General features: G+C 61.8%; 20 protein-coding genes and 1 pseudogene. 8 read left to right on the top strand and 13 right to left on the bottom strand.

All coding sequences use genetic code 11. The features are described 5' to 3' along the window. Positions 1-77: 77 nt before the first annotated feature. On the top strand, positions 78-1,193 hold the full coding sequence (gene ald, locus NKK47_RS18680; RefSeq protein ID WP_023675100.1) for an alanine dehydrogenase: 1,116 nt from the start codon (positions 78-80) through the stop codon (positions 1,191-1,193). A gap of 248 nt (positions 1,194-1,441) precedes the next feature. On the opposite strand, the gene NKK47_RS18675 is transcribed toward ald, so the two are convergent. The 6 genes from NKK47_RS18675 to NKK47_RS18650 form a co-directional block, all read right to left on the bottom strand. Then, positions 1,442-1,909 carry a DUF1203 domain-containing protein gene (locus NKK47_RS18675; RefSeq protein ID WP_023675101.1) on the bottom strand — a complete coding sequence of 156 codons (468 nt, stop codon included), beginning with the start codon at positions 1,907-1,909 and terminating at the stop codon, positions 1,442-1,444. Positions 1,910-1,986: 77 nt separating this feature from the next. Next, positions 1,987-2,793 (bottom strand): 4-hydroxy-tetrahydrodipicolinate reductase, encoded by an 807-nt coding sequence (gene dapB / locus NKK47_RS18670; RefSeq protein WP_352577842.1) that lies wholly within the window; start codon positions 2,791-2,793, stop codon positions 1,987-1,989. A 150-nt stretch (positions 2,794-2,943) separates the two neighbouring features. Further along, positions 2,944-3,507, bottom strand: a complete 564-nt coding sequence (locus NKK47_RS18665; RefSeq protein WP_352448953.1) for a GNAT family N-acetyltransferase — start codon at positions 3,505-3,507, stop codon at positions 2,944-2,946. A 5-nt stretch (positions 3,508-3,512) separates the two neighbouring features. Beyond that, the gene (gene sseA / locus NKK47_RS18660) at positions 3,513-4,364 is read right to left on the bottom strand and encodes a 3-mercaptopyruvate sulfurtransferase (RefSeq protein ID WP_352577841.1); all 852 of its coding nucleotides are present in this window, start codon (positions 4,362-4,364) and stop codon (positions 3,513-3,515) included. Positions 4,365-4,399: 35 nt separating this feature from the next. Further along, positions 4,400-5,143, bottom strand: a complete 744-nt coding sequence (locus tag NKK47_RS18655) for an alanyl-tRNA editing protein (RefSeq protein WP_352577840.1) — start codon at positions 5,141-5,143, stop codon at positions 4,400-4,402. Continuing rightward, on the bottom strand, positions 5,143-6,177 hold the full coding sequence (locus tag NKK47_RS18650; RefSeq protein WP_352457507.1) for a cysteine synthase A: 1,035 nt from the start codon (positions 6,175-6,177) through the stop codon (positions 5,143-5,145). Before NKK47_RS18650 ends, NKK47_RS18655 begins: the two co-directional genes overlap by 1 nt. Positions 6,178-6,392: 215 nt before the next feature. Here NKK47_RS18650 and NKK47_RS18645 point away from each other — a divergent pair, with 215 nt between their 5' ends. Continuing rightward, entirely contained in the window at positions 6,393-7,214 is an 822-nt protein-coding gene (locus tag NKK47_RS18645) for an SDR family oxidoreductase (RefSeq protein WP_352457508.1), read from the top strand. A gap of 25 nt (positions 7,215-7,239) precedes the next feature. After that, positions 7,240-7,395, top strand: a pseudogene (locus tag NKK47_RS18640) (alpha/beta hydrolase); the annotation flags it as partial. A 102-nt stretch (positions 7,396-7,497) separates the two neighbouring features. On the opposite strand, the gene NKK47_RS18635 reads toward NKK47_RS18640, so the two are convergent. Beyond that, positions 7,498-8,916 carry a DEAD/DEAH box helicase gene (locus tag NKK47_RS18635; RefSeq protein ID WP_352577839.1) on the bottom strand — a complete coding sequence of 473 codons (1,419 nt, stop codon included), beginning with the start codon at positions 8,914-8,916 and terminating at the stop codon, positions 7,498-7,500. 387 nt (positions 8,917-9,303) lie between these two features. Here NKK47_RS18635 and NKK47_RS18630 point away from each other — a divergent pair, with 387 nt between their 5' ends. Both NKK47_RS18630 and NKK47_RS18625 read left to right on the top strand, forming a co-directional pair. Then, positions 9,304-10,836, top strand: coding sequence for an acyl-CoA carboxylase subunit beta (locus NKK47_RS18630; RefSeq protein ID WP_352577838.1), 1,533 nt, complete (start codon positions 9,304-9,306; stop codon positions 10,834-10,836). Positions 10,837-10,843: 7 nt separating this feature from the next. Further along, on the top strand, positions 10,844-11,914 hold the full coding sequence (locus tag NKK47_RS18625; RefSeq protein WP_352577837.1) for a M48 family metallopeptidase: 1,071 nt from the start codon (positions 10,844-10,846) through the stop codon (positions 11,912-11,914). Between the two features lie 44 nt (positions 11,915-11,958). On the opposite strand, the gene NKK47_RS18620 is transcribed toward NKK47_RS18625, so the two are convergent. After that, positions 11,959-13,194, bottom strand: coding sequence for a hypothetical protein (locus tag NKK47_RS18620; protein ID WP_352577836.1), 1,236 nt, complete (start codon positions 13,192-13,194; stop codon positions 11,959-11,961). A 765-nt stretch (positions 13,195-13,959) separates the two neighbouring features. Further along, complete coding sequence (locus tag NKK47_RS18615; RefSeq protein WP_352457513.1) at positions 13,960-15,489, bottom strand: NAD(P)H-hydrate dehydratase; 1,530 nt, start codon at positions 15,487-15,489, stop codon at positions 13,960-13,962. A gap of 352 nt (positions 15,490-15,841) precedes the next feature. Between NKK47_RS18615 and NKK47_RS18610 the strand changes: the two genes are divergently transcribed. Continuing rightward, positions 15,842-16,180, top strand: coding sequence for a P-II family nitrogen regulator (locus NKK47_RS18610; RefSeq protein ID WP_019857988.1), 339 nt, complete (start codon positions 15,842-15,844; stop codon positions 16,178-16,180). A 54-nt stretch (positions 16,181-16,234) separates the two neighbouring features. Then, on the top strand, positions 16,235-17,644 hold the full coding sequence (glnA, locus tag NKK47_RS18605; protein WP_352577835.1) for a type I glutamate--ammonia ligase: 1,410 nt from the start codon (positions 16,235-16,237) through the stop codon (positions 17,642-17,644). Positions 17,645-17,760: 116 nt separating this feature from the next. Here the strand turns inward: glnA and NKK47_RS18600 are convergent, their stop codons facing one another. Next, on the bottom strand, positions 17,761-18,801 hold the full coding sequence (locus tag NKK47_RS18600) for a glutamine synthetase beta-grasp domain-containing protein (protein WP_352577834.1): 1,041 nt from the start codon (positions 18,799-18,801) through the stop codon (positions 17,761-17,763). A gap of 319 nt (positions 18,802-19,120) precedes the next feature. Between NKK47_RS18600 and NKK47_RS18595 the strand changes: the two genes are divergently transcribed. Continuing rightward, positions 19,121-19,315: a DUF2735 domain-containing protein gene (locus NKK47_RS18595; RefSeq protein ID WP_292660390.1), complete on the top strand. Its 195-nt coding sequence runs from the start codon at positions 19,121-19,123 to the stop codon at positions 19,313-19,315. A 76-nt stretch (positions 19,316-19,391) separates the two neighbouring features. On the opposite strand, the gene NKK47_RS18590 is transcribed toward NKK47_RS18595, so the two are convergent. From NKK47_RS18590 to NKK47_RS18580, 3 genes are all read right to left on the bottom strand, one after another. Then, positions 19,392-21,281 (bottom strand): MFS transporter, encoded by a 1,890-nt coding sequence (locus NKK47_RS18590; RefSeq protein WP_352577833.1) that lies wholly within the window; start codon positions 21,279-21,281, stop codon positions 19,392-19,394. A 187-nt stretch (positions 21,282-21,468) separates the two neighbouring features. Continuing rightward, positions 21,469-22,260 (bottom strand): ATP12 family chaperone protein, encoded by a 792-nt coding sequence (locus tag NKK47_RS18585; protein WP_352577832.1) that lies wholly within the window; start codon positions 22,258-22,260, stop codon positions 21,469-21,471. A gap of 2 nt (positions 22,261-22,262) precedes the next feature. Further along, positions 22,263-23,070, bottom strand: an 808-nt coding sequence (locus tag NKK47_RS18580; protein WP_352577831.1) for a DMT family transporter, incomplete at its 5' end; no start/stop codon positions are given.

Below are 23,070 nucleotides of genomic sequence, written 5' to 3'. Positions count from 1 at the left end.
ACACTTACCGAACGATTCGTGGTTCACTATCTCTAGATAGGGAACGAGCCCCAAAGGGCCGGATCAGGAGAAAAAAGATGCGCGTCGGTTGCCCCCGGGAAATCAAGAACCATGAATACCGCGTCGGCCTGACACCGGGTTCGGTCCGTGAATATGTCGCGCATGGCCATGAAGTGCTGATCGAGACCGGCGCCGGCGCCGGCATCGGCGCCGATGACAACGCGTATCGCGCCGCCGGCGCCACGATTGCCAAAACGGCCGCCGACGTTTTTGCCAAGTCTGACATGATCGTGAAGGTCAAGGAGCCGCAGCCCAACGAATGGGTTCAGCTCCGCGACGGCCAGATCCTCTATACCTATCTGCATCTTGCCCCGGATCCGGAGCAGACCAAGGGCCTGCTGGCCTCCGGCGTGACCGCGATAGCCTACGAGACGGTCACCGACGAGCGCGGCGGTCTGCCGCTGCTAGCACCGATGTCGGAAGTCGCCGGCCGCCTGTCGATCCAGGCGGGCGCAACGGCGCTGCAAAAGGCCAATGGTGGCCGCGGCGTGCTACTTGGCGGCGTGCCCGGCGTGCTCCCCGGCAAGGTCACTGTGCTCGGCGGCGGCGTCGTCGGCCTGCATGCTGCACGGATGGCCGCCGGCCTTGGCGCCGACGTCACCATCATTGACCGCTCGATCCCGCGCCTGCGTCAGCTCGACGACATCTTTGGCGGCCGCGTCCACACCCGCTACTCGACCGTCGAGGCGCTGGAGGAAGAATGTTTTTCGGCTGACATCGTCGTCGGCGCCGTGCTGATCCCGGGGGCAGCAGCGCCGAAGCTGGTGACGCGCGAAATGCTGTCGGGCATGAAGAAAGGCGCCGTGCTGGTCGACGTCGCCATCGACCAGGGCGGCTGCTTCGAGACCTCGCACGCCACCACCCATGCCGAGCCGACCTATGAGGTCGATGGCGTCATCCACTATTGCGTCGCCAACATGCCGGGTGCGGTGCCGGTCACCTCGGCCCACGCGCTCAATAATGCGACGCTGCATTATGGCCTGCAGCTCGCCGACAAGGGCCTCAAGGCGCTGGTAGACGACCACCATCTGCGCAACGGGCTGAACGTCCACAAGGGCAAGATCACGAATCGCGCAGTGGCCGAAGCGCTCGGTTACGACCTGGTCGAGCCGAAGGCCGTTCTCGCCGCCTGAGCTGTCCGAATCTGCCTCTCCAGTGCCCGTCGGATTCGTCCGACGGGTTTTTTCTTATGTCGAAAAACTGAAAAGTGTCGGGCGCGCGGAATAACCGGACAACAAAAAAGCGGAGCCAAAGCCCCGCTTCCTCGGTTGTCGAAAATTCCCGCCGGTTCATCCGCGGTCGGCAAATCGATCGACAGTGTGTTTCTACCGCTTGTATGCGACGGGAGTACGACAGCCCCAAGCCGGTGCAGCCTGTCCGGTTACGCGCGGTCGATCCGGCATTGATAGCAATTGTTGCGCGCCGAGCGGATGTGGACGTAAGCGATGTCGTCGCGTTCGAACAACGTCTCTGCCCGTGCGGCAATTGCGTCGGTCGGAATGACGCCGCCGCTGCCGTAAACGATGCGGTCGTCCTTGCCATAACCGCGCACAATGTAATCGCTGCTTTCGAGCATTTCGGGAAGCATTTTCCCCTCGGCGGCGCGTTCGCATTCTTTCGCATGCAGAAAGATCGGCCCCGTTTCGGCATAAGGCTGCAGCTCCGGAAAAGGCCGATAGGCCAAAACAAGATAGGCTTCTCCCACAGCAATATTTTTCAAGCAATGACGGCAAGGCACGCCGTCGCCATCCGAAAGTTGCCGCTCTGGCTTCAAGCCATAAGCATCCGGCCCGCCGCGCTGAAGTGCCCGGACAGCATTGGTTGGCAAGGCTTTGAATTTTAGCGTCATGGCAAAATCTCCGGTGTCGTCGACCGGAAATTATGCTCGCAAGGCAGAGCTTCCCACCCGATTCCTGCCGAAATGGATCAATCCATCAGCGCGTCGAGACCACGAACCAGACCTTTGATCTGCTGTACCCGTCTGATGGCGAGCAGCGTGCCCGCCACGTAAGGCGCCGCGGACGAGCCGGCGTCGTGGCGTATGGTCAGCCGCTCGTCTGGCAGACCGAACAGCGCCTCGCAGGACAGGATGTAGGACGGCAGGCGAAGCGCGTGCACTTGCACCCCCTCGCCTGCGCCGACCCCACCACCGCGTGTGGCCGGCACGCCGGAGACCTCGGAGACCGGCTTTGCCGTTGAGGCCTTGCGGATGTCGGCCAGCGCTTCAGCAAGCTCTCGTGCGGTTCCGGAGGGCGCGTCGGGCTTCTTTGCACTAGCATAATCGATGACCTCGACGTCCGGCACGTATTTTGCCGCCATAAGTGCAAACCGCTTCATCAGCGTGGCGGTGATGGAAAAGTTGCCAGCGGCAACAACGCCGACGCCATTGGCGCGCGCCGCGGCGTCGATCTCGGCATAGTCGGCAGCTCCCAGTCCCGACGTGCCGATCACCGTGTGCCGCCCGTTGTCGATGGCGAGCAGCACATGGTCTTTCACGACATGCGGCTTGGTGAAGTCGACCAGCACGTCCGACGGCGCCTCCAGCGCCTCGGCCAGCGAGGCCGAAACGGCAATACCATTAGCCGGCATACCAACCAGCAGACCGGAATCCTGCCCCGCGCCGCTGCGTGATACAGCCCCGGCCAGCGCCATGTCGCCTTGCGCCCCGATCGCCGGAACCAGCGCTTTGCCGACCCAGCCGGTCGCGCCGGCCATTACCACGCGTATTGCCATCGTGCGATCCTCCATCACCCATCGGTTTTTAGACGATAGCGATATGGAAAGAGCCAAGCTCATTCAAGTCGGGCTCGCCTTTGAGTGTTGATCCAGAGACTCTGGGACATTGCAAAGACAAGCTGAAGCTCGGATGAACGGGCCTGAAAATCAGGGCCGCATGACGCTGGCCGCGCGCTCGGCAAAAGACATCGGATGTACGACCTCCTTTTTTTGCGCCACTGGCGTAAAGCCGAGTTTTTGATAGAGCGGCAGTGCTGCTGGGTGATCGAGGGTGCAGGTCTGCACCGTCACCCGCTTTGGCCCGTGCGACCAGGCTGCGGCGATTGCCGCACCGAGGAACCAGCGGCCGATGCCTTGCCCGGTCGCGTGCTCCATCATTCCGAAATAAGCGAGTTCCACTTCCTCCGGCAAATGCGGCTTGAGGTCGAAGAAGCCGGCCGGCGCACCATCCAGATAAAGCACCCTGATGTCGCGGTCCTCGCGGTGGATGCCCGCCGCAAGCTCCTCGTCGCTCAGCCTCAAAACATTGACCCAGTGCCATTTGCGGCCGACCCGATCCATCAAATAGCGGTAGAAATGCAGGGGAATGTCTTTGGTCTTGAGCAGCGCGATCTGGCGGTTGTACGGCAGCGGCGGCGAATAGGCAGGCGGCACATGCATTTCGAGAAACGTCACGGTGACATCGATGTCTTCCAGCGATCCGTCTTCCATCACCGTCAGTCCTTGCCCGTCACGACAGGCGTGTCGGAAAGCCCGCCCCATTCGGTCCATGAACCGTCATAAAGCCTGTTGTCGGCATGGCCAAGCGTCTCCAAAGCTAGCGTGACGGCTGCCGCGGTGACGCCCGACCCGCAGGAGGTGACGACCGGCTTCGACAGGTCGATGCCGGCTCCGTCGATCACTTTGCGCAGCCTGTCCTTCGGCAACAATTCGCCGTTTTCCGAAAGCGCCGAAAACGGCACGTTGTGCGCGCCCGGCATATGGCCGGAGCGGATGCCGGGGCGCGGCTCCGGCTCGGTGCCGGCAAAACGGCCAGGCGAGCGCGCGTCGGCGATCTGGCTCTCCCCCGTCTCGACGATCCGGCGCATGTCGGCAAGGCTGGCGACGCGGGCGGCATCGAAGTTGGCATAAAACACGCAAGGCGCGATCTTCGTCGGCTCCGCAGTCATCGGCCGTCCGGCGGCTTTCCAACGATCGAAGCCGCCGTCGAGTATATAGACCTGGAACACGCCCATGACGCGAAACAACCACCAGGCGCGCGGTGCAGAAAAGAACCCTGGCCCGTCATAGACAACAATCGTGTCATCGGCCGAAATACCCATCGCGCCGACATATTGCGCGAAATGCTGCGGCGACGGCAGCGTGTGCGGCAGAGCCGCGTCGGGGTCCGAAACCGCATCCTGGTCGAGGAAGCGGGCGCCTGGAATATGCGCTACGTCGTACTCGGCGCGCGCGTCACGCTTTTGCGCCGGCAGATACCAGGACGCGTCGACAATCGTCAGGCCGGGTTCGCCGAGCCGCTTCTGTAACCAATCGGCATCGATGGTGAAAGGACTGTCGTCGGCCATCTTTTCTCTCCTGTCCCGCCCGTCGCAGTCCTATATCAGGCTGGCGGCATAGGACCAAAGCGAATGCGGAAGCGCCGGTTCTCGCGGCCCTTCTTCTCGATCTTGCCGATATGGATCTCGCCGATTTCGCTGGTGCTCTTTACATGGGTGCCGCCGCAAGGCTGGCTGTCGATCGAAGCGTTCTCGCCGATGCAGACCAATCGGATCCTTCCCGTGCCGGCCGGGGGCCGCACATTCTTGGATTTCACCAAGCCCGGATTGGATGCCAGTTCCTCGTCGGAAATGAACCGGGTGAAGATCGGGTGGTCGGCTCGCACCAGCTCCATCAGTCTGGCCGTCACGTCTTCCTTGGTAAAGCCGGCGTCCGGGATGTCGAAATCGATACGGCTGTCTTCCTCGGAAACCGCGGCGCCGGTGATCGGGAACGGACAGACGACGGTAAGCAGGTGGCAGGCAGAATGCATGCGCATCAGCAACTGCCGCCGCGGCCAGTCGATGGCGAGCCTCATGCGCTCGCCCACCTTTGGAACTGCCTGCTCCGGCGCCGGCACATGGATGATCTCGTCCTTGGTTTCGCCGGTGATCGTAGCGGCAATCGCTATGCCGGTGCCGTCGGCGCGTTCGAGGCTGCCGGTGTCGCCCGGCTGCCCGCCCGATGTGGCGTAAAACACCGTCCGGTCCAGAATGATGCCGCCGCGATCATTGACTGCGACGACGGTGGCGTCGGCCGTCCCCAGATAGGCGTCGTCACGAAACAGCGCTTCGGTCTTGTGCGCCATCACGCAACCCTTTCGAACGGTACCGAAATCGTGCTCTGTTGCTCCATCCACCCCGGCACCGGCAGCTTCTTTTCGCGCAGGAATTCAGGATTGAACAGCTTCGACTGGTAGCGCGTGCCGTAGTCGCAAAGCATGGTCACGATGGTGTGGCCGGGGCCTAGCTCGCGCGCCAGGCGAATGGCGCCGGCAATGTTGATGCCCGTCGAACCGCCAACGCAAAGCCCCTCCTCCTGGATCAGGTCGAATACGATCGGCAGCGCGTCCTCGTCGGGGATCTGGAAGGCAAAATCGGGTGTAAAGCCTTGGAGGTTGGCGGTGATCCGCCCCTGCCCGATGCCTTCGGTGATCGAACTGCCCTCGGATTTCAGCTCGCCGCTGGTGTAGAAGGAATAGAGCGCTGCCCCCAGCGGATCGGCCAGCGCGATCTTGACCTGGTTGTTTTTGGCCTTCAGCCCGAAACCGACGCCTGCCAGAGTGCCGCCGGAACCGACCGCCGACACGAAACCATCCACCTTGCCGTCGGTCTGGTTCCAGATTTCTTCGGCCGTGGTGCGGATATGGCCGTCACGGTTGGCGACATTGTCGAACTGGTTGGCCCAGATCGCGCCGTTCGGCTCGCTCTTCGCCATCTGCTCGGCCAGTCGGCCCGACAGCTTCACGTAATTGTTCGGGTTCTTGTAAGGCACGGCGGGCACTTCGATCAGCTCGGCGCCGAGCAGTTTGATTGTATCCTTCTTCTCCTGGCTCTGGGTGTCGGGAATGACGATCACCGTGCGGTAGCCGAGCGCCTTGGCAACCAGTGTCAATCCGATGCCGGTATTTCCGGCCGTCCCCTCGACGATGACGCCGCCGGGCCGCAGCAGCCTGCGCTGCTCCGCATCGCGGATGATAAACAGGCCGGCGCGGTCCTTTACCGACTGCCCGGGATTCATGAATTCGGCCTTGCCCAGGATCTCGCAGCCGGTTGCTTCCGAGGCCTTGTTGAGGCGGATCAGGGGCGTGTTGCCGATCACGTCGATCACAGAACGGGGCATGGAGATTCCTTTGTGGGTGCGGCGAAACCCTAGAAACCCGAAGCTTCGGTTTCAAGGCAAGAATTTGCCTGGTCCAGTCGCATTTCGCACACTGCAATTCCTGCAGCCAGGAGCGCCCGACCGGTATTCATTTCAACCATGTACCGAAAAGCACTCTTTTCATTCGATTTCTTCACCGGTAGAGCACAGGCTAAGAAGAGCCGGCGGGGCGCAACATGACACTCTATCGGGCCAATCCGAAGCATGGCGTCGCCTGGATTACGGGCGGCAGCAGCGGTATCGGCCGTTCGCTGGCCAAGGATCTTGCCGCTCGGGGCTATGTCGTCGCGGTGACTGCGCCAGATGACCATCCGATCGATACGCTCATCGTCGAAACGGCGCAGATGGCGGGCCGTGTCGCAGCCTATCCTTGCGACGTGACCGACGAAAAACGCATGGCGAAGACGGTTGCAGCGATCGAGAAAGATCTCGGTCCGATCGTGTTGGCAGTGTTCAACGCTGGAAGCTATATCGCAACGCCGGGCGAGGATCTTGTGGCGCGCAATTTCCGTCGGTCTTTCGAAGTCAATTATTTCGGCATCATCAACGGCCTGCTGCCAGTCATCGAACGCATGCGCGTGCGCTCGCGCGGCCATGTCGTGCTGATCGGTTCGGTTACCGCCTATTTCGGCTGGCCCACCACCGCCGCCTATGGCGGCACCAAGGCGGCGGTCAATATCCTGGCCGAGTCGCTGAAATACGATTTCGACAAGATGAACGTCCGCATCCAGGTGATTAATCCGGGCTTTGTCGACACGCGGCTGACCGAAAAGAACTTCCTGCCGATGCCGGGCTTGATGCCGGTCAATCTGGCCTCGCGCCGCATCGCGCAAGGCATCGAATACGGCGGCTTCGAAGTCACTTTCCCACGCCGCCTGAGTTGGACGCTGAAGCTGCTCAGGATGCTGCCGAGGCCGTTCTGCCGATGGGTGATCAGCACGGTCACCCGCTGGAATGCGCGGCCGCTGAATTTCGACCGCAAGCCGCCAGTCGAGTAGGATCGGTGATGGGCGAGCGATCGTGCTTGCGGGTCGCTGGGGCGCCGCACATGAATTGATGCCGGTCGACGATACCGGCGACCCGGACAACCACGTCATTGCCGGCGACGCGCTGTCGCCATCGACCACGGCTTTCCTCGCGCAGCGGATCGTCGTGTGGATCGAGGCGGTGGTAAAGTGAACCAAAGGTCCCCAAGCAAGAGGGCGACCGAAGCATCGCTCCGGTCGCCCTCTTCAATCGTGTGTGACCAAGCCGGGCTTGGCCGACCGCAACACGGTCAGATTATGCGGCCCGCGCTGTTGGCCGTTTGCCGCCGAAGCGGCGCTTGTTATTGCCCTTGAAGGGCTTGGCGCCTTCCGGCTTGCGCTCGCCCGCAAAGGCCGGCTTGTCGCCGAACCGCTTCTTGCCGAAGCCGTTGTTTGCGCCGCCGGGCCGCCTGCCGTCGCGACGGCCATTGTGGTCGTTGCGATCATTGGCCGGTTCGAAGCTGCGCTCGTTCTTCTCGGCGGGATTGCGCTGCGGATCGGGGCTGCCGAGATGGTCGGCAACGATCGGCAGCTTGGTGCGGATGATGCGCTCGACCTGACGCAGCTTGCTGTTTTCAGACGGGTCGCAGAGTGTGATGGCGATGCCGTCCATGCCGTTGCGGCCGGTGCGGCCGATGCGGTGGACATAGCTCTCCGCCTCGTCCGGCAGGTCGAAATTCACCACATGGCTGATGCCGGGCACGTCGATGCCGCGTGCAGCAATGTCGGTCGCCACGAGAATGCGCACCGAACCCTCACGGAAATCGTTGAGTGCCTTCTGGCGGGCGTTCTGCGACTTGTTGCCGTGGATGACGGCGGCCTTGAAGCCGTCGCGCTCGAGATCCTTGGTCACCCTGTCGGCGCCATGCTTGGTGCGCGAGAAGATGATGACGGACTTCATCGCCTCATCGGCAAGCATGTTGGCCAGCACCTGGCGCTTCTGCTTGGTGCGGGCAAAGACGACACCCTGCACGATCTCGGCTGCCGCGGTGCTGTGAGGAGCGACTTCGACGCGGATCGGGTTCTTCAGCAGGCCTTTCGCCAGTTCGGCGATCTCGGCCGGCATAGTCGCCGAGAACAGCACCGTCTGACGGTCCGGCGCCGTCGCCTTGGCGATTCGCTTCACGTCGTTGATGAAGCCCATGTCGAGCATGCGGTCGCCTTCGTCGAGCACCAGCCATTTGGTGTCGGCAAGCATCAGGTCGCCTTCACGCACAAGGTCGGTCAGCCGACCGGGCGTTGCGATCAGGATGTCGACGCCGGGCGCAACCTTCTTCACCTGGCTGAAGCGCGAGACGCCGCCCAGCACGAGCGCGGTCGATACATGCGCGCCCTTGGCGAGCAGCTTGATCATCTCCTCGATCTGCACCGCGAGTTCACGTGTCGGCGCCAGGATCAGCGCGCGGGCCGTCTTCGGCCGGCGCTTGGTGCCAAGTGCGATGATCTTCGACAGGATCGGCAGCGCGAACGCCGCCGTCTTGCCCGAGCCGGTCTGGGCGATGCCGAAAATGTCGCGGCCTTCGAGCTGCGGCGGGATCGCCTGGGCCTGGATCGGCTTCGGATCGGTAAAGCCGGCGGCAGTGGTGGCCTTGAGCAGTGCGCCGGTAATTCCAAGTGCGGCGAAACCGTTCAGTTCCCCAGTGTCCTTACCGATCAAAGTGTTTTCATTGGTCAAAATATTCTTCTTTCATGCGGCTCCTGGCCGCAAACATCAATGGGCGGCAGGGCGCAACCTGCCGTCGAAAATTGTCATGAAACGACAAGGCGGGCGGACATTATCGTCCACACGGCTGCGCTGTCGTGCCCGCAGGCATCATGCCACGGGGCTTTTTCGCCACCTTGCCGATCTGTCGGGAAGAGGGAAAACAGACGCAACCAGTCTCATTCGTCGAGAAGGCCGGATTATCCCGGCCCAAGCGCCTATGCCGCCGCATATGGCCCAGTTCCGATCGAAATGCAAGGGGCCGATGCTGCAGCGCAGCAAAAGCCATGAGGAAGCGGCGCTTGCGCTCTCTCGCGGGCATGATTACCACAATGCAGCTTTCCGTTTCGGGGACCGGTCATGAAGGACGTGCTGAAGGAACTCGAGCGCCGCCGCGAGATCGCCCGCATGGGCGGCGGCCAGGCCCGCATCGACGCCCAGCACAAGAAGGGCAAGCTGACCGCCCGCGAACGCATAGACGTCTTTCTCGACGAGGGCTCGTTCGAGGAGTTCGACATGTATGTCGAGCACCGCTCGACCGATTTCGGCATGGAGAAAACCAAGATCGCCGGCGACGGCGTCGTTACCGGCTGGGGCACCGTCAACGGTCGCCCGGTCTATCTTTTCGCCAAGGATTTCACCGTGTTCGGCGGCTCGCTGTCCGAGGCCCATGCCGAAAAGGTGGTCAAGGTCCAGGAGATGGCGCTGCGCAACCGCGCGCCGATCATCGGCCTTTACGACGCCGGCGGCGCCCGCATCCAGGAAGGCGTGGCGGCGCTCGGCGGCTATGCCGAGATCTTCCAGCGCAATGTACTGGCCTCCGGCGTCATCCCGCAGATCTCACTGATCATGGGCCCCTGCGCCGGCGGCGATGTCTATTCGCCGGCGATGACTGACTTCATCTTCATGGTTCGCGAAACCTCCTACATGTTCGTCACCGGGCCGGATGTGGTGAAGACCGTCACCAACGAGACGGTCACCGCCGAAAGCCTCGGCGGCGCTTCTATCCACACGACGAAGTCCTCGATCGCCGACGGAGCCTACGACAATGACGTCGAGGCGCTGCTGCAGATGCGGCGGCTGATCGATCTGCTGCCCGCTTCCAACACGGCGGAAATTCCCGAGATCGAATGCTACCAGTCGGTCACCGATCACGATCTGTCGCTCGACAGGCTGATCCCCGACAATGCCAACAAACCCTACGACATCAAAGAGTTGATCCTTAAAGTTGCCGACGAGGGTGACTTCTTCGAGATCCAGCAGAATTTTGCGAAAAACATCGTCACCGGCTTCGGCCGTATCGAGGGCCGCACCGTCGGCTTCGTCGCCAACCAGCCGATGGTGCTGGCCGGCGTGCTCGATTCGGATGCCAGCCGCAAGGCGGCGCGTTTCGTGCGCTTCTGCGACTGCTTCGCGATCCCGATCGTCACCTTCGTCGACGTGCCGGGCATACTGCCCCGCACCGCGCAGGAATATGGTGGGTTGATCAAGCACGGCGCCAAGCTTCTGTTCGCCTATGCCGAAGCGACCGTGCCAAAGATCACCGTCATCACCAGAAAGGCCTATGGCGGCGCCTATGACGTCATGGCGTCAAAGCATTTGCGCGGTGACATGAACTATGCCTGGCCAACGGCGCAGATTGCGGTGATGGGGGCCAGGGGCGCGGTCGAGATCATCTATCGCAAGGACATCGGCGACGCGGAGAAAATTGCAGCACACACAAAGGCTTACGAGGATCGCTTCCTGTCCCCCTTCGTTGCCGCTGAGCGTGGCTATGTCGACGAGGTGATCATGCCGCATTCGACCCGCCGCCGCATCGCCCGCGCGCTCAGGATGCTGCGCAACAAGGATATGCAAAACCCCTGGAAGAAGCACGACAACATTCCGCTGTGAGGCGCTGATGTCGCGCCTGATCCTCTACATGGGAGCGCGCTTCGGCAGGTTTGCCGTCCTGCTTTTCGCTCTGCCGCTGTTCTGCCCAATAGTCTTATGGTTCTGGTTTCTCGACCGGCATCCGCTCGCCGTCATCGCGGCTGGCGTTGTTGCGATCCCAGCTGCGATGCTGGCCATCGTTCTGTTGATCGGGACGTTGTTCGCCGGTTTTCGACCCAGCAAGGTGGAGGGGATCGCTCGGGAATCAGCCCCGAAATTATGGGCCATCTGGGAGAGTATTGCCGGCAAACACCGCGCCAGCCGGACTACCATCGTGCTGAGCCCCGATCTCAACGCCAGTATCGGTGAAGAGCGGCCGTTTCTGGGCCTGCTTGGTCGCAGGGCAATTCTCACCGTGGGCCTGCCGCTGCTCGCAGCGACCGACCAAAAGGGGTTTGCGGCGATCTTGGCCCATGAGGACGCCCATCTGAAAAATAAAGATACAAATGGCGGGCTCAACCTGGCCGAACTCGAAAAGAGCTTCGATCTAATCTTCGACTTCGCCCCACCGGGAAAAACCGTTTCGGGCAGCCTGTTCTACTGGATGCTTGGGCCGCTGTCGCGCACGCTGGAGCGCGAAGAAATACGGTTGTCGCGGCGGGCGGAAATTGACGCAGATCGTCATGCAGCGATGTCCGGCAATGCATATGAAACGGCGCGCGCCATGCTGCTGATCGGTGCTGCCAGTGCGTTCTTCGATGACCAAGTGTATATTCCGCTTAAACGTGAACTGCTTGGCACCATGGTACCGCCTCGTCCACCACTTGAAAGAGTTCTGGCGGCCGCCAGTCACCTGTCGAGGCTTCCCATCCTGCAAGAATATGCGCAAAAGGCCTGGGACGCGCCAGATAACGAAAGCGCGGATCATCCGCCCTGGTCCGAACGTTTGACCGCTCTTGGATTTAGCTCGGCTCCAGAGATAGAACCAGTTCTGGTTTCCGCCTTGTCGAGCCTGCTGAGCGATGAGATCGTCGCCGAACATGTCCGCCATTTCGACGGCGAATGGACATCGAAGATCGCCGACTATCTCGATCGATAGCTATCCACCTGAAACTATAGCGGCTAATGCCCAGTCGGCGCAGGCTATTCCGCTTCCGCCGCTCCGAACCCGGCCCCCCTCGTCGCGCGGACAGCGCCCGACCATGGCGTGGCGTGATTGTCGATGCGCATCTGGAAGATAAAATAAGTCGGCGAGCAGAAGCCGATGCCCTTCACTTTGCCGATACCGGGAATGTCGGGCGGCAGCGACTGGCACATGTAATCCTCGCGGCAGAAATGGTCGGCCGAGCAGGCAGGACGATTGCCGCGATTGACGGCGCCGCCCAGGCACTGGTCGAAATTATTGGTCGCCACGCAGGTGTCGAATTTCTTGCCGCCGACCAGCCCGCAAATCTCGTTGGGCATCGGCTTGCCCGTCTTGAAGGCGGCAAAGCTGCGATCCCGGTCGTCGCAGCCGCGATAGGCGATACCCGCCGGCACACCGATCTTCGGCGGTCGGCAGGTGTAGGCGGCGCGCGAAATGCTTGGCGCGAACGCCGCGAACTGACCGGTGATGGTATAGTGGTCATTGAAAGGCTGTGCCGGGTTGCTGGCGATCGAGCCGGTCAGGCACGGATGGCCGGAGAACATGCTTTCGCTGTGCTTGGGCAGCAGGCATTGCGCCAGCTTGGTGCGCACGCCGGACGCGGTCGCCAGCGGCGTGCAGACGGTGCCGGCGCCGCATTGCCATGTCGCGCCGAAGCGGGCCGCATCCTGTGGCATCAGGCACGGCATCCCCATTTCGGCCGGCGAATAGGCGATTTCGCCGGCATCGTTCCAGGTCGCCGGCGGCGCGAACGATAACGGGCGAAAGCGGTTCGGTTCCTTGCCGTCGGCAGTCGCGCGCAGCCAGGCGACGCGGCGCGGGATGTCGGCGTGGAGATGCGGCGAGATGCCAACCTCGATGTGGTTGAGCGGCGAGGTCGTCTTGTCGTCAAGGCCGATGAAATGGAAGCCGGCAGTCGAGCCCGCCTGATGGCAGCCCTGGCAGGCGCCGTTGTCCAGCCGCTCGACCAATGCCTCCGGCGTGCGCACCAGCTTCAGCGCGGAGAAATCGACACCAGCGAAATCCGCGGGCTGGAACAGTGGCGTGAACGGGTGGTTGGCCTGCCTTGCACTGCCGAAGGTCGACCACGAAATGACCTTCCTTGCCAAGAATTCATCGGGGATTTGGTAGACGCCGAGATCGACCGCCGCGACACTGGTGCGGACATAGTCCGCAAGTCTTGCTTTCAGCGCGACGTCTTCGGCAAGGCGTGCCGCATCGGGCGTGTTTTCCAACGGCTTTTCGCTGGCAGCCGCTCCGTCGATGCCGAAAATTCGCATGAGATAGGCAGCCTGCCCGCCGAATTCGGTCTCCTGGCCGGAGGGGAAGCGCACCCACTTGCGCATTGAGCTCGAGCTGCTTGAAGGTGAGCGCCGCCCTGTCCAGCGGCCCACCGATCAGCCAGCCGGCATCGACGTTCTCGTCGAGCTGTGGTGCCCAGCGCCCGGCGACGCCGACACAACCGCCATCGGCATCCGGCGCGGCATTGTAGACGGCACTGAAATTGAACGGCAGGCGCGAGGCCAGAACCTTGCCGTTCTTCTTGAAGCTGTAGACGAGGCGATAGACGAAGCGCACTTCGCCGCAACTCGTATCGCCTTGCAGCGCGGCGAAGTCGCGCCGGTCGAGCCGGTTGACCACGCCGACAAGGCGGAAGCGTGCGGCCTCGGTCCTCAGCCAGCGCATGTCCATGACGCGGCCGACATTGCCGTCGGTCACCTCGTAAAGCGGCCGGCCGCCGGCCTTCATCTCGGCCCGCAATGCCGCGACGTCGCTTGCAATCGTTTCGACGATCGCGTGATAGGCCGGCGCCTTGTCGTAAAGCGTCTTCAAATCGCCCTTGCCATCGACGCCTAAAATGCCGGCGAACCCGTAACCGTTGCTGTCGAGGGCGGCGAGAACGGCCGGGTCGTCGACGATCGTCAGCGGAGTTTCGGCGTTCGCAGCCTGCGCCATGAATACGGCGCTGACGATCGCAACGAGCAGCGTGAACATGCGGTTCATTCGGCAGCTATCCCGCGACTTTCGATAAGCTCGCGCAGGACCGGCACCAGCGCCAGCGGCAGGTCCTCGGCGATCAGCCCCGGTCCGAAACGGCTGCCGGCCTCGGCATGGATCCAGACTGCCGCACAGGCCGCTTCAAAGGCCGGCATGCCCTGCGCCAGCAGCGCGGCGATGATGCCCGACAGCACGTCGCCCGAACCGGCGGTGGCCAGCCAAGGCGCGCCATTGGCGTTGATCGCCGCCCGGCCGTCCGGCGCCGCGATCACCGAGTCGGCACCCTTGTAGACGAGAGTGGCGTTGGCCCGTTCGGCTGCGGCGCGTGCCTTGGCGAGTTTGGACAGGTCCTTGTCCTCGGCGATATCTGAAAAAAGCCTGGCGAATTCGCCGTCATGCGGCGTCATCACCAGAGCCGGCGCGCTCGGCCGGCTGGCGGCTTCGAACAGGGCATCCGGCGCGTCGCGAAACGAGGTGACGCCGTCGGCGTCGAGCACCAAGCCTTCAATCCCGCCGCCCTGCCCATGGGCGCCATTCAGCACGGCCAGGGCGAATTCGCGCGTCTTCTCACCAATGCCAAATCCCGGGCCGAGCACGAAGGCCGATGGCCGGCGGCTGCCGACGAATTCGTCCACATCCGCGACAGTGTCTACCTTGCGCAGCATGATCGAGGTCAGATGCGCCGCGTTCACATGGATGGCGTTCGCCGGCGACAACATGGTGACGGCCCCTGCCCCGCTCCTTGCCGCGGCAAGCGCCGACAGCCGCGCAGCACCCGTCGCCGACGGCCCGCCGGAAAAGACGCCGACATGGCCGCGTTTATACTTATGGGTGTCGACGGCCGGAACCGGAAAGCGGCCAAGCCAGAGCGCCGGAATGTTCTCGAATGTTCGTGGTTCAAGCTGCGCTACAACACTGTCGCTTATGCCGATATCAGCGAGCATGATTTCGCCGCACAGCTCGCGCCCCGGCAACAAAAGATGGCCTGGCTTTTTTCGCGCAAAGGTCACGGTGATTCGGACGCGGAAAGCCTGACCGAGGACATTGCCGCTCTCACCAGAGACGCCCGACGGCAGGTCGACCGCGACGACCGGCAAATTCAACTCCGCCACATTGTCGATCGCCTTGGCGGGGTCGCCGGAAAGCGGCTTGGACAGCCCCGCCCCGTAAAGCGCATCGACCACGATCGAGCCCGTCTCGGCAACGAAATCCGACAGCGGCCGAGCTTCAACCGGACACTCCGAGGCAGCGACTGCTGCATCGCTGCCTCCTTTAGGCGATCCGGACGCCCATACCGAAACGTCGACGGCGCTCTCCCGAAGGATGCGCGCCACGACATAGCCGTCGCCGCCATTGTTGCCGGGGCCGCAAAGCACGTGGACGCGCGTTGCGTTCGGGTAGCGCTTGAGTACTACGGCAGCAACCGCAGCACCGGCATTGCGCATCAGGCCGATGCCGTCGAATGGACCAGCGGCAATCGCCAGCCGGTCGGCCTCGGCCATGTCGGACGGAGACAGAAGTTCATTGCTCATGCGGGCGACATGCACATCCCCAAGCATTGTCCAGTTTTTGATCCGACGCAAACAACGAAGGTCCCCAAGCAATTTGGCGGCGTACATCGTTCGGGACGACGGCGCGCAGCTGCCCATGAAATACCCGATCTGCCCAATTTTTGTGCGGACGGCAGGACCGGCGGTGTGTAGGCTCGCGGCATTCATGGCGCATCCAACGCTGCGAATGACGCGAATGTACATTCCCGCGTGGCATGGTATCCAAATCATGTGAGGCCGTTCGGCGCCCCATCAATTGGCACAGTTCGTGCTTGATTGAGGCGCAAGCGGGGCTCACAACCCGTCTTTTTTGGCAGTGGAGGCCACTTTTTACATGAAAAAGATCGAAGCGATCATCAAGCCGTTCAAGCTAGACGAAGTGAAGGAAGCGCTTCAGGAGGCCGGCCTGCAAGGTATCACCGTTACCGAGGCCAAAGGGTTTGGCCGCCAGAAGGGCCATACCGAGCTTTATCGCGGCGCCGAATATGTCGTCGACTTCCTGCCGAAGGTGAAAATCGAGGTCGTGCTCGGCGACGATGCGGTCGAAGCCGCGATCGAAGCCATCCGCAAGGCGGCCCAGACCGGCCGCATCGGCGACGGTAAGATCTTCGTCTCCAATATCGAGGAAGTGGTGCGCATTCGCACCGGCGAAACCGGCATGGACGCCGTCTGAATTTTCCCGTTAAAAGGCCATGTTCAAAACGTCATCACATAGGGAAGCAGGGACATGACGACAGCCAAAGACATCATGAAGCAGATCAAGGACAACGACGTTAAGTTCGTCGATCTGCGCTTCACCGATCCGAAGGGCAAACTGCAGCACGTTACGATGGATGTCGTCGAGGTCGAGGAAGACATGTTTGCCGATGGCGTCATGTTCGATGGTTCCTCGATCGCAGGCTGGAAGGCGATCAACGAGTCCGACATGGTGCTGATGCCGGATTCCGATACGGTGCATATGGACCCGTTCTTCGCGCAGTCGACCATGGTCATCCTGTGCGACATCCTCGATCCGATCTCCGGGGAATCCTACAATCGCGACCCGCGCGGCACCGCTAAAAAAGCCGAGGCCTACATGAAGGCCGAAGGCATCGGCGACCAGATCTTCGTCGGTCCTGAAGCCGAGTTCTTCGTGTTCGACGACGTCAAGTACAAAGCCGATCCCTACAACACCGGCTTCAGGCTGGATTCCACCGAACTGCCGTCCAATGACGACACCGACTACGAGACCGGCAATCTCGGTCACCGGCCGCGCATCAAGGGCGGCTATTTCCCGGTGCCGCCGATCGATTCGGCACAGGACATGCGCTCGGAAATGCTCACCGTGCTCGCCGAAATGGGCGTGCGCGTTGAAAAGCACCATCACGAAGTGGCCGCCGCCCAGCACGAGCTCGGCATCAAGTTCGACACGCTGGTCCGCAACGCCGACAAGATGCTGATCTACAAATATGTCGTGCACCAGGTCGCCAATGCGTATGGCAAGACGGCCACCTTCATGCCGAAGCCGGTGTTCGGCGACAATGGCTCGGGCATGCATGTCCACCAGTCGATCTGGAAGGAAGGCAAGCCGACTTTCGCCGGCAACGAATATGCCGGCCTGTCTGAGAGCTGCCTGTTCTACATCGGTGGCATCATCAAGCATGCGAAGGCGATCAACGCCTTCACCAACCCGCTGACCAACTCCTACAAGCGCCTGGTGCCGGGCTATGAAGCGCCGGTGCTGCTCGCCTATTCGGCACGCAACCGCTCGGCCTCGTGCCGCATTCCGTTCGGCTCGTCGCCGAAATCCAAGCGCGTCGAGGTCCGCTTCCCCGATCCGGGCGCCAACCCCTATCTCGCCTTCGCCGCCATGCTGATGGCCGGCCTCGACGGCATCAAGAACAAGATCCACCCGGGACAGCCGATGGACAAGGATCTCTACGATCTGCCGCCGAAGGAATTGAAGAAAATCCCGACCGTCTGCGGCTCGCTGCGCGAGGCTTTGCAGAGCCTCGACAAGGACCGCGGCTTCCTTAAGGCCGGCGGCGTCTTCGACGACGACCAGATCGACAGCTACATCGAGCTTAAGATGGCCGAGGTGATGCGCTTCGAAATGACGCCGCATCCGGTCGAATACGATATGTACTATTCGGTGTGATCCGGATCGTTGCAGCCAATAGAAAAAACCCCGGCAGAGACGCCGGGGTTTTTTATTGTGATGCGATTGGAGAGAAAGTCACGGCGCAGACCTGAGGTCCACGCCATGACGAATGCTCAAGCCGCGGCCGAAACCTCGGCGCTGGTCGGGACGGAGGCGATCGTCTTCAATATCTGCGAGGCGATCTGGTAGGGGTCGCCCTGCGAGTTCGGCCGGCGATCCTCGAGATAGCCCTTGTAGCCGTTATTGATAAAAGAATGCGGCACGCGGATCGAGGCGCCGCGGTCGGCGATGCCGTAGCTGAACCTGTTCCACGGCGCCGTCTCGTGCTTGCCGGTCAAACGCTTGTCGTTGTCCGGCCCATAGACGGCGATGTGATCCAGCAGGTTTTTGTCGAAGGCCGCCATCAGCGCTTCGAAATACGCCTTGCCGCCGACTTCGCGCATATAGGCTGTCGAGAAGTTGGCATGCATGCCGGAGCCGTTCCAGTCGGTGTCGCCGAGCGGCTTGCAGTGATATTCGATGTCGATGCCGTATTTCTCGGTCAGGCGCTGCATCAAATAGCGTGCCATCCACATCTGGTCGGCGGCCTTCTTGGAGCCTTTGCCGAAGATCTGGAATTCCCACTGGCCTTTGGCCACTTCGGCGTTGATGCCTTCATGGTTGATGCCGGCGGCAAGGCAAAGGTCGAGATGCTCCTCGACGATCTGCCTAGCGACGGAGCCGACATTGCTGTAGCCGACACCGGTGTAGTACGGGCCTTGCGGCGCCGGATAGCCACTCTCGGGAAAGCCGAGCGGGCGGCCGTCCTTGTAGAAGAAATACTCCTGCTCGAAGCCGAACCAGGCGCCCTCGTCGTCGAGGATGGTGGCGCGCTTATTGGAGGCATGCGGCGTCACGCCATCGGGCATCATGACCTCGCACATGACGAGCGCGCCATTGGTGCGGGCGGGATCCGGATAAACGGCGACCGGCTTCAGAACGCAATCGGAGCTGTGGCCCTCGGCCTGCATGGTCGAAGAACCGTCGAAGCCCCACAGCGGAAGCTGGTCGAGCGTCGGAAACTCGGCATAGTCCTTGACCTGCGTCTTTCCGCGAAGATTGGGAACCGGCGTGTATCCATCGAGCCAAATGTACTCGAGCTTGTATTTCGTCATTCTAGCCTCTCGTTGCTTGATCACCGAACCCTGGATGGCGCCGGGGCGAGCCGGCCTATCCAGCAGCCGACCTGCCGGATTACTAAAATGCAATTCGTGTGCCATTCTCGCCGGCGATGGATGCGGCAAAAGTGAGGTTGTATCCGCCCAAAATCGCTGGTCCGCCGTCATGCTGCGTTCGGATCATCCACAAGCACATTTTGCACAAATAATGTGCAAGTACTGATCTTTTCGTAATCATGTTGCCTATTTCCGTTGCTGAACCTATGTTGGGGAAAGGTTGAATCGGCAAGGTTCTGTCGAAGAAAGGAAACCGACAATGGAAATCACTTCCACTCGTCAGTCGGCCAAAATCCTGATGTTCCCGGTGGCAGCGCGCGCTTCTGCCTCAAATTTAAGCGGAAAGGCTAAGTTCGCGGCAGAACTTGCTTCTTTACGCAACCGAACGGATTTCGGAAGTGCCTGGTATCATGAGGCAGCGATCGAGGAAGCGAAACAGGATCGGAAGAGCTAAGCCCTGCACTCGATAAATTGAAAAAGCCCGGCGCGATCGCTCGCGCCGGGCTTTGCTTTGAACCGGGACAGGCCGGCTACTGCTTGGTGTGCAGGTCTGTTCCGAGGGTATCCCTGACGAAGATCATGCCGATGATCAGCGACATCGCTGCAACGGCGACCGGATACCAGAGGCCGTAGTAGATATCGCCCTTGTAGGCGCTGAGCGCGAACACCGTCGCCGGCAGCAGCCCGCCGAACCAGCCGTTGCCGATATGGTAGGGCAGCGACATGCCGGTGTAGCGGATGCGGGTCGGGAACATCTCGACCAGGATCGCGGCAATCGGCCCGTAGACCATCGTGACGAAGATCACGAGGATGAGCAGGATGCCGATCGTCATCGGCCAGTTGACCGCCGCCGGGTCGGCGAACATGGCAAAGGGACCGCCGCCTGGTACGGTGTAGACGGTGACCTCGGGAGCTCCCGCAGCCTCATCGGCAGTCAGCAGCTTGTCCTTGATCGCCTGGTCGGCCGGAACCATGGCCTTCTCGCCGGCGCGGATCGCGGCCGCATCGAGCTTCAGTTCGGGATTGGCCGCGATGAAGGCTTCGAGCTTCTGATCCGGCACCTTCGCCGCTGCCCGTTTCAGCGGATAGCCGCCGTCCTGAAGCGCCGTGTTTACCGCCTTGGCGAAAACAGCGTCCTTGGCCTTGGCTTGATCGCCGGCTGCGGTGGCGTCATACGACTCAACCGTCTCGTTGCCGATTTTGACCGACGCAGCAGTGCCGGGCGCTGCCGTGGCCACTACGTCATAAGGCACCGAGTTCTTGGTCAGAAACGAGGTGGCGATATCGCAGGACGTGGTGAACTTCGCCGTGCCCACCGGGTTGAACTGGAACTTGCAGTCTCCCGGTGCCGCGGTCACCGTCGCACGGGTGTTCTGCTGCGCGGTGGCGAGCGCCGGGTTGGCTGCCCAGGTCAGCGCCTTGAACAACGGGAAGGTGCAGACGATCGCCAGTGCAAGGCCGGCCATGATAATCGGCTTGCGGCCGATCTTGTCGGAGAGCCAGCCGAACACGACGAAGAAGATCGAGCCAACAGCCAGAGCAATCGCGATCATGATGTTGACCGATTGCGGATCGACCTTGAGCACGTTCTGCAAGAAGAACAGCGCGTAGAACTGGCCATTGTACCAAACTACGGCCTGACCGGCTGTGAGGCCGAGCAGCGCCAGCAGCGCGATCTTGGCGTTCTTCCACTGACCGAAGGCTTCTGACAGCGGCGCCTTGGAGCCTTTGCCTTCGTCCTTCATGCGCTGGAAGGTCGGCGATTCAGAAAGCGACAGCCGGATCCAGATCGAAATGCCGAGGAGGAGGAAGGAAACGATGAACGGAATGCGCCAGCCCCAGGCGGCGTAGGTTTCCTTGGTCATCGACCCCTGGACGATCAGGATGACGATCAGCGACAGGAACAGGCCGAGCGTTGCCGTCGTCTGTATCCACGACGTGTAGTAGCCGCGGCGATCGTCGGGTGCATGCTCGGCGACATAGGTGGCGGCACCGCCATACTCGCCGCCGAGCGCCAGGCCCTGCAACATGCGCAAGATGATCAGGATCACGGGAGCGGCGATGCCCAAAGTCGCATAGCCAGGCAGCAAGCCGACCAGGAAGGTCGACAGGCCCATGATCGTCATGGTGACAAGGAAAGTATATTTACGGCCGACAAGGTCGCCGATGCGGCCGAACAGCAATGCGCCGAACGGGCGCACGAGGAAGCCAGCGGCAAACGCCAGCAGCGCGAAAATATTGCGCGTCGCTTCCGGAATGGTTGGACTGAAAAAAGTCGAACCAATGAATACTGCCAGCGAGCCGTAGAGATAAAAATCGTACCATTCAAAAACGGTGCCGAGCGAGGAAGCGAAGATGACCTTCTTCTCCTCGCGCGTCATGCCGCGGCTTGTTTTGCCGGCGGTCGATGCCATTGCCATGAGTGTATCCTCCCGTGTGATTCCGTCAGTCCTCGATGCTGCGCGTCATCGTCCGCGTTTCCTCGCAACGCAGACTCAGTGCAGCCATCGGTGCAAAAAATGACAGAAAGCAGTGCCCAGAGGCAGACCGCCTTTGGGATTATGACTTTGGTCTAATGTGCAGTGCGAAATAGAAACGACGGTGCGGTCAGCCTTTGAGAGCTTCGAGCAGGCTGACTGCCGCCATCATGTCGCGCTTGCGGGCCGCGCGGTGCGCGACGGCCTCGGCATCATGGCCCCATTGCTCGGCCTGCCAGTCCTCGTCGACATGACCGGCAGCCCAGGCCGCTTCGCCGTCGAGCTCGCCGAAGTCGACGGCCAGCGCCAGCAGCGCCGATCCGGTCAGCGACGTCATGACGTGGATGGCGGCAAGGCGCAGCGGATCGGCACGCTGGGCAAGATGCTGGCCAAGCAGCGCGATGGTCTCGCGCGGCTGTTCGACATGGATCACGCCTTCGGCAAGATGGAACCGGGCGCCGAGCGCGCTGCGCACCCAGTCGATGACCGGATCCCAATGCTCGTTCTGCCGGTCGACGAGTCCTTGGGGCGCATCGGCGCGGTAGCAGAGCAGATCGGACGAGGCAAAGCGCAGGATGTCCTCCAGCACGGCCTGGGGATCACTGGCGACGCCATCGATTGCCGTATTGACCAGACGCATCACCGGCATCGTCACCAGGTTGATTGTTTCGCTCTGTGCGGCGAATTCCTCGGCGACGAGAGCAGCCGCCTTTTCGGTCGGCAGCGCCAGCAGCGCCTTGGCCGGCGTGCGGACGGGCTTGCCATCGAGATGGACGGCAAAACCGTCTTCGACCGGTGCTACCGCGACGGTCTTGTAGAAGTGCTTCGGCAGCGGCGTCTTCATCTGGATCTGGGCGCGACGCACCGGGTCCGGATCAGAGAGCTGCTTTCCAGCTTCGAGGTCGTTCAATATATCGCGCATGCTTATCCGGGGCTTTGTTTTCGGGCCGGCCGGTTGACGATGATAAGACCGGCGGCGATGAGGCCGAGTGCCAGGAAGATACGCACCGTCAACGGCTCGTTCAAGAACACGGCGCCGCAGAGCACGCCGATGACCGGCGACAGGAAGGTGAAGCTCGACAGTCCAGATGCAGGGTAGCGCCGCAGCAACCAGAACCACAGCACATAGGTGAAGGCGACGATGTAGACGGCCTGGAACAGCAGAGCCAAGGTTGGCAAGACGGTAAAGTTGCGGACGGGCGGCCCGGCAAAAGGCATCACCAAAATGCCGACGACGGCGGCCCCGGCCAGCTGATAGAGCAGCAGCTTTTCGGCGCTGGCCGTCACCAGCTTCGACCGCTTGATGACGATATTGGTCACGGCCCACAGGATGCCGGCACCGAGACTGAGCAAATCGCCGCCCAATGTTGCGCCGCCATTGGCGCTCAGTTTATCGGAAAACACCGCGATCAGTCCGGCGAAAGCGAGCAGAAGACCAACGAGCTTGCCTGCCGTGATGCTTTCGCCCAGCAGGAAATGACCGCCAACCAGCATCCAGAACGGCATGGTGTTGACCAGCAAGGTATTGCGCACAACCGTCGTGTGCTCGAGTCCGACGTAGAGAAACAGGAACTCGAGACCAAAAAGCGCACCCGCCAGAATGCCAGCGACGAGGGTTTTGTCGGGCGTGAACAGCGCAATGCCGCGCCAGCGGCACCAGCCGAAAACACACAGGCCGCCGATCGCCGAGCGGGCGATGGACAGGAAAACAGGGTCGTAGCCGGCATACGAG

It is taken from the genome of Mesorhizobium sp. M0019, assembly GCF_040323975.1.
Lineage (GTDB): Bacteria > Pseudomonadota > Alphaproteobacteria > Rhizobiales > Rhizobiaceae > Mesorhizobium.
This window is presented reverse-complemented; position numbering and strand designations above follow the sequence as displayed.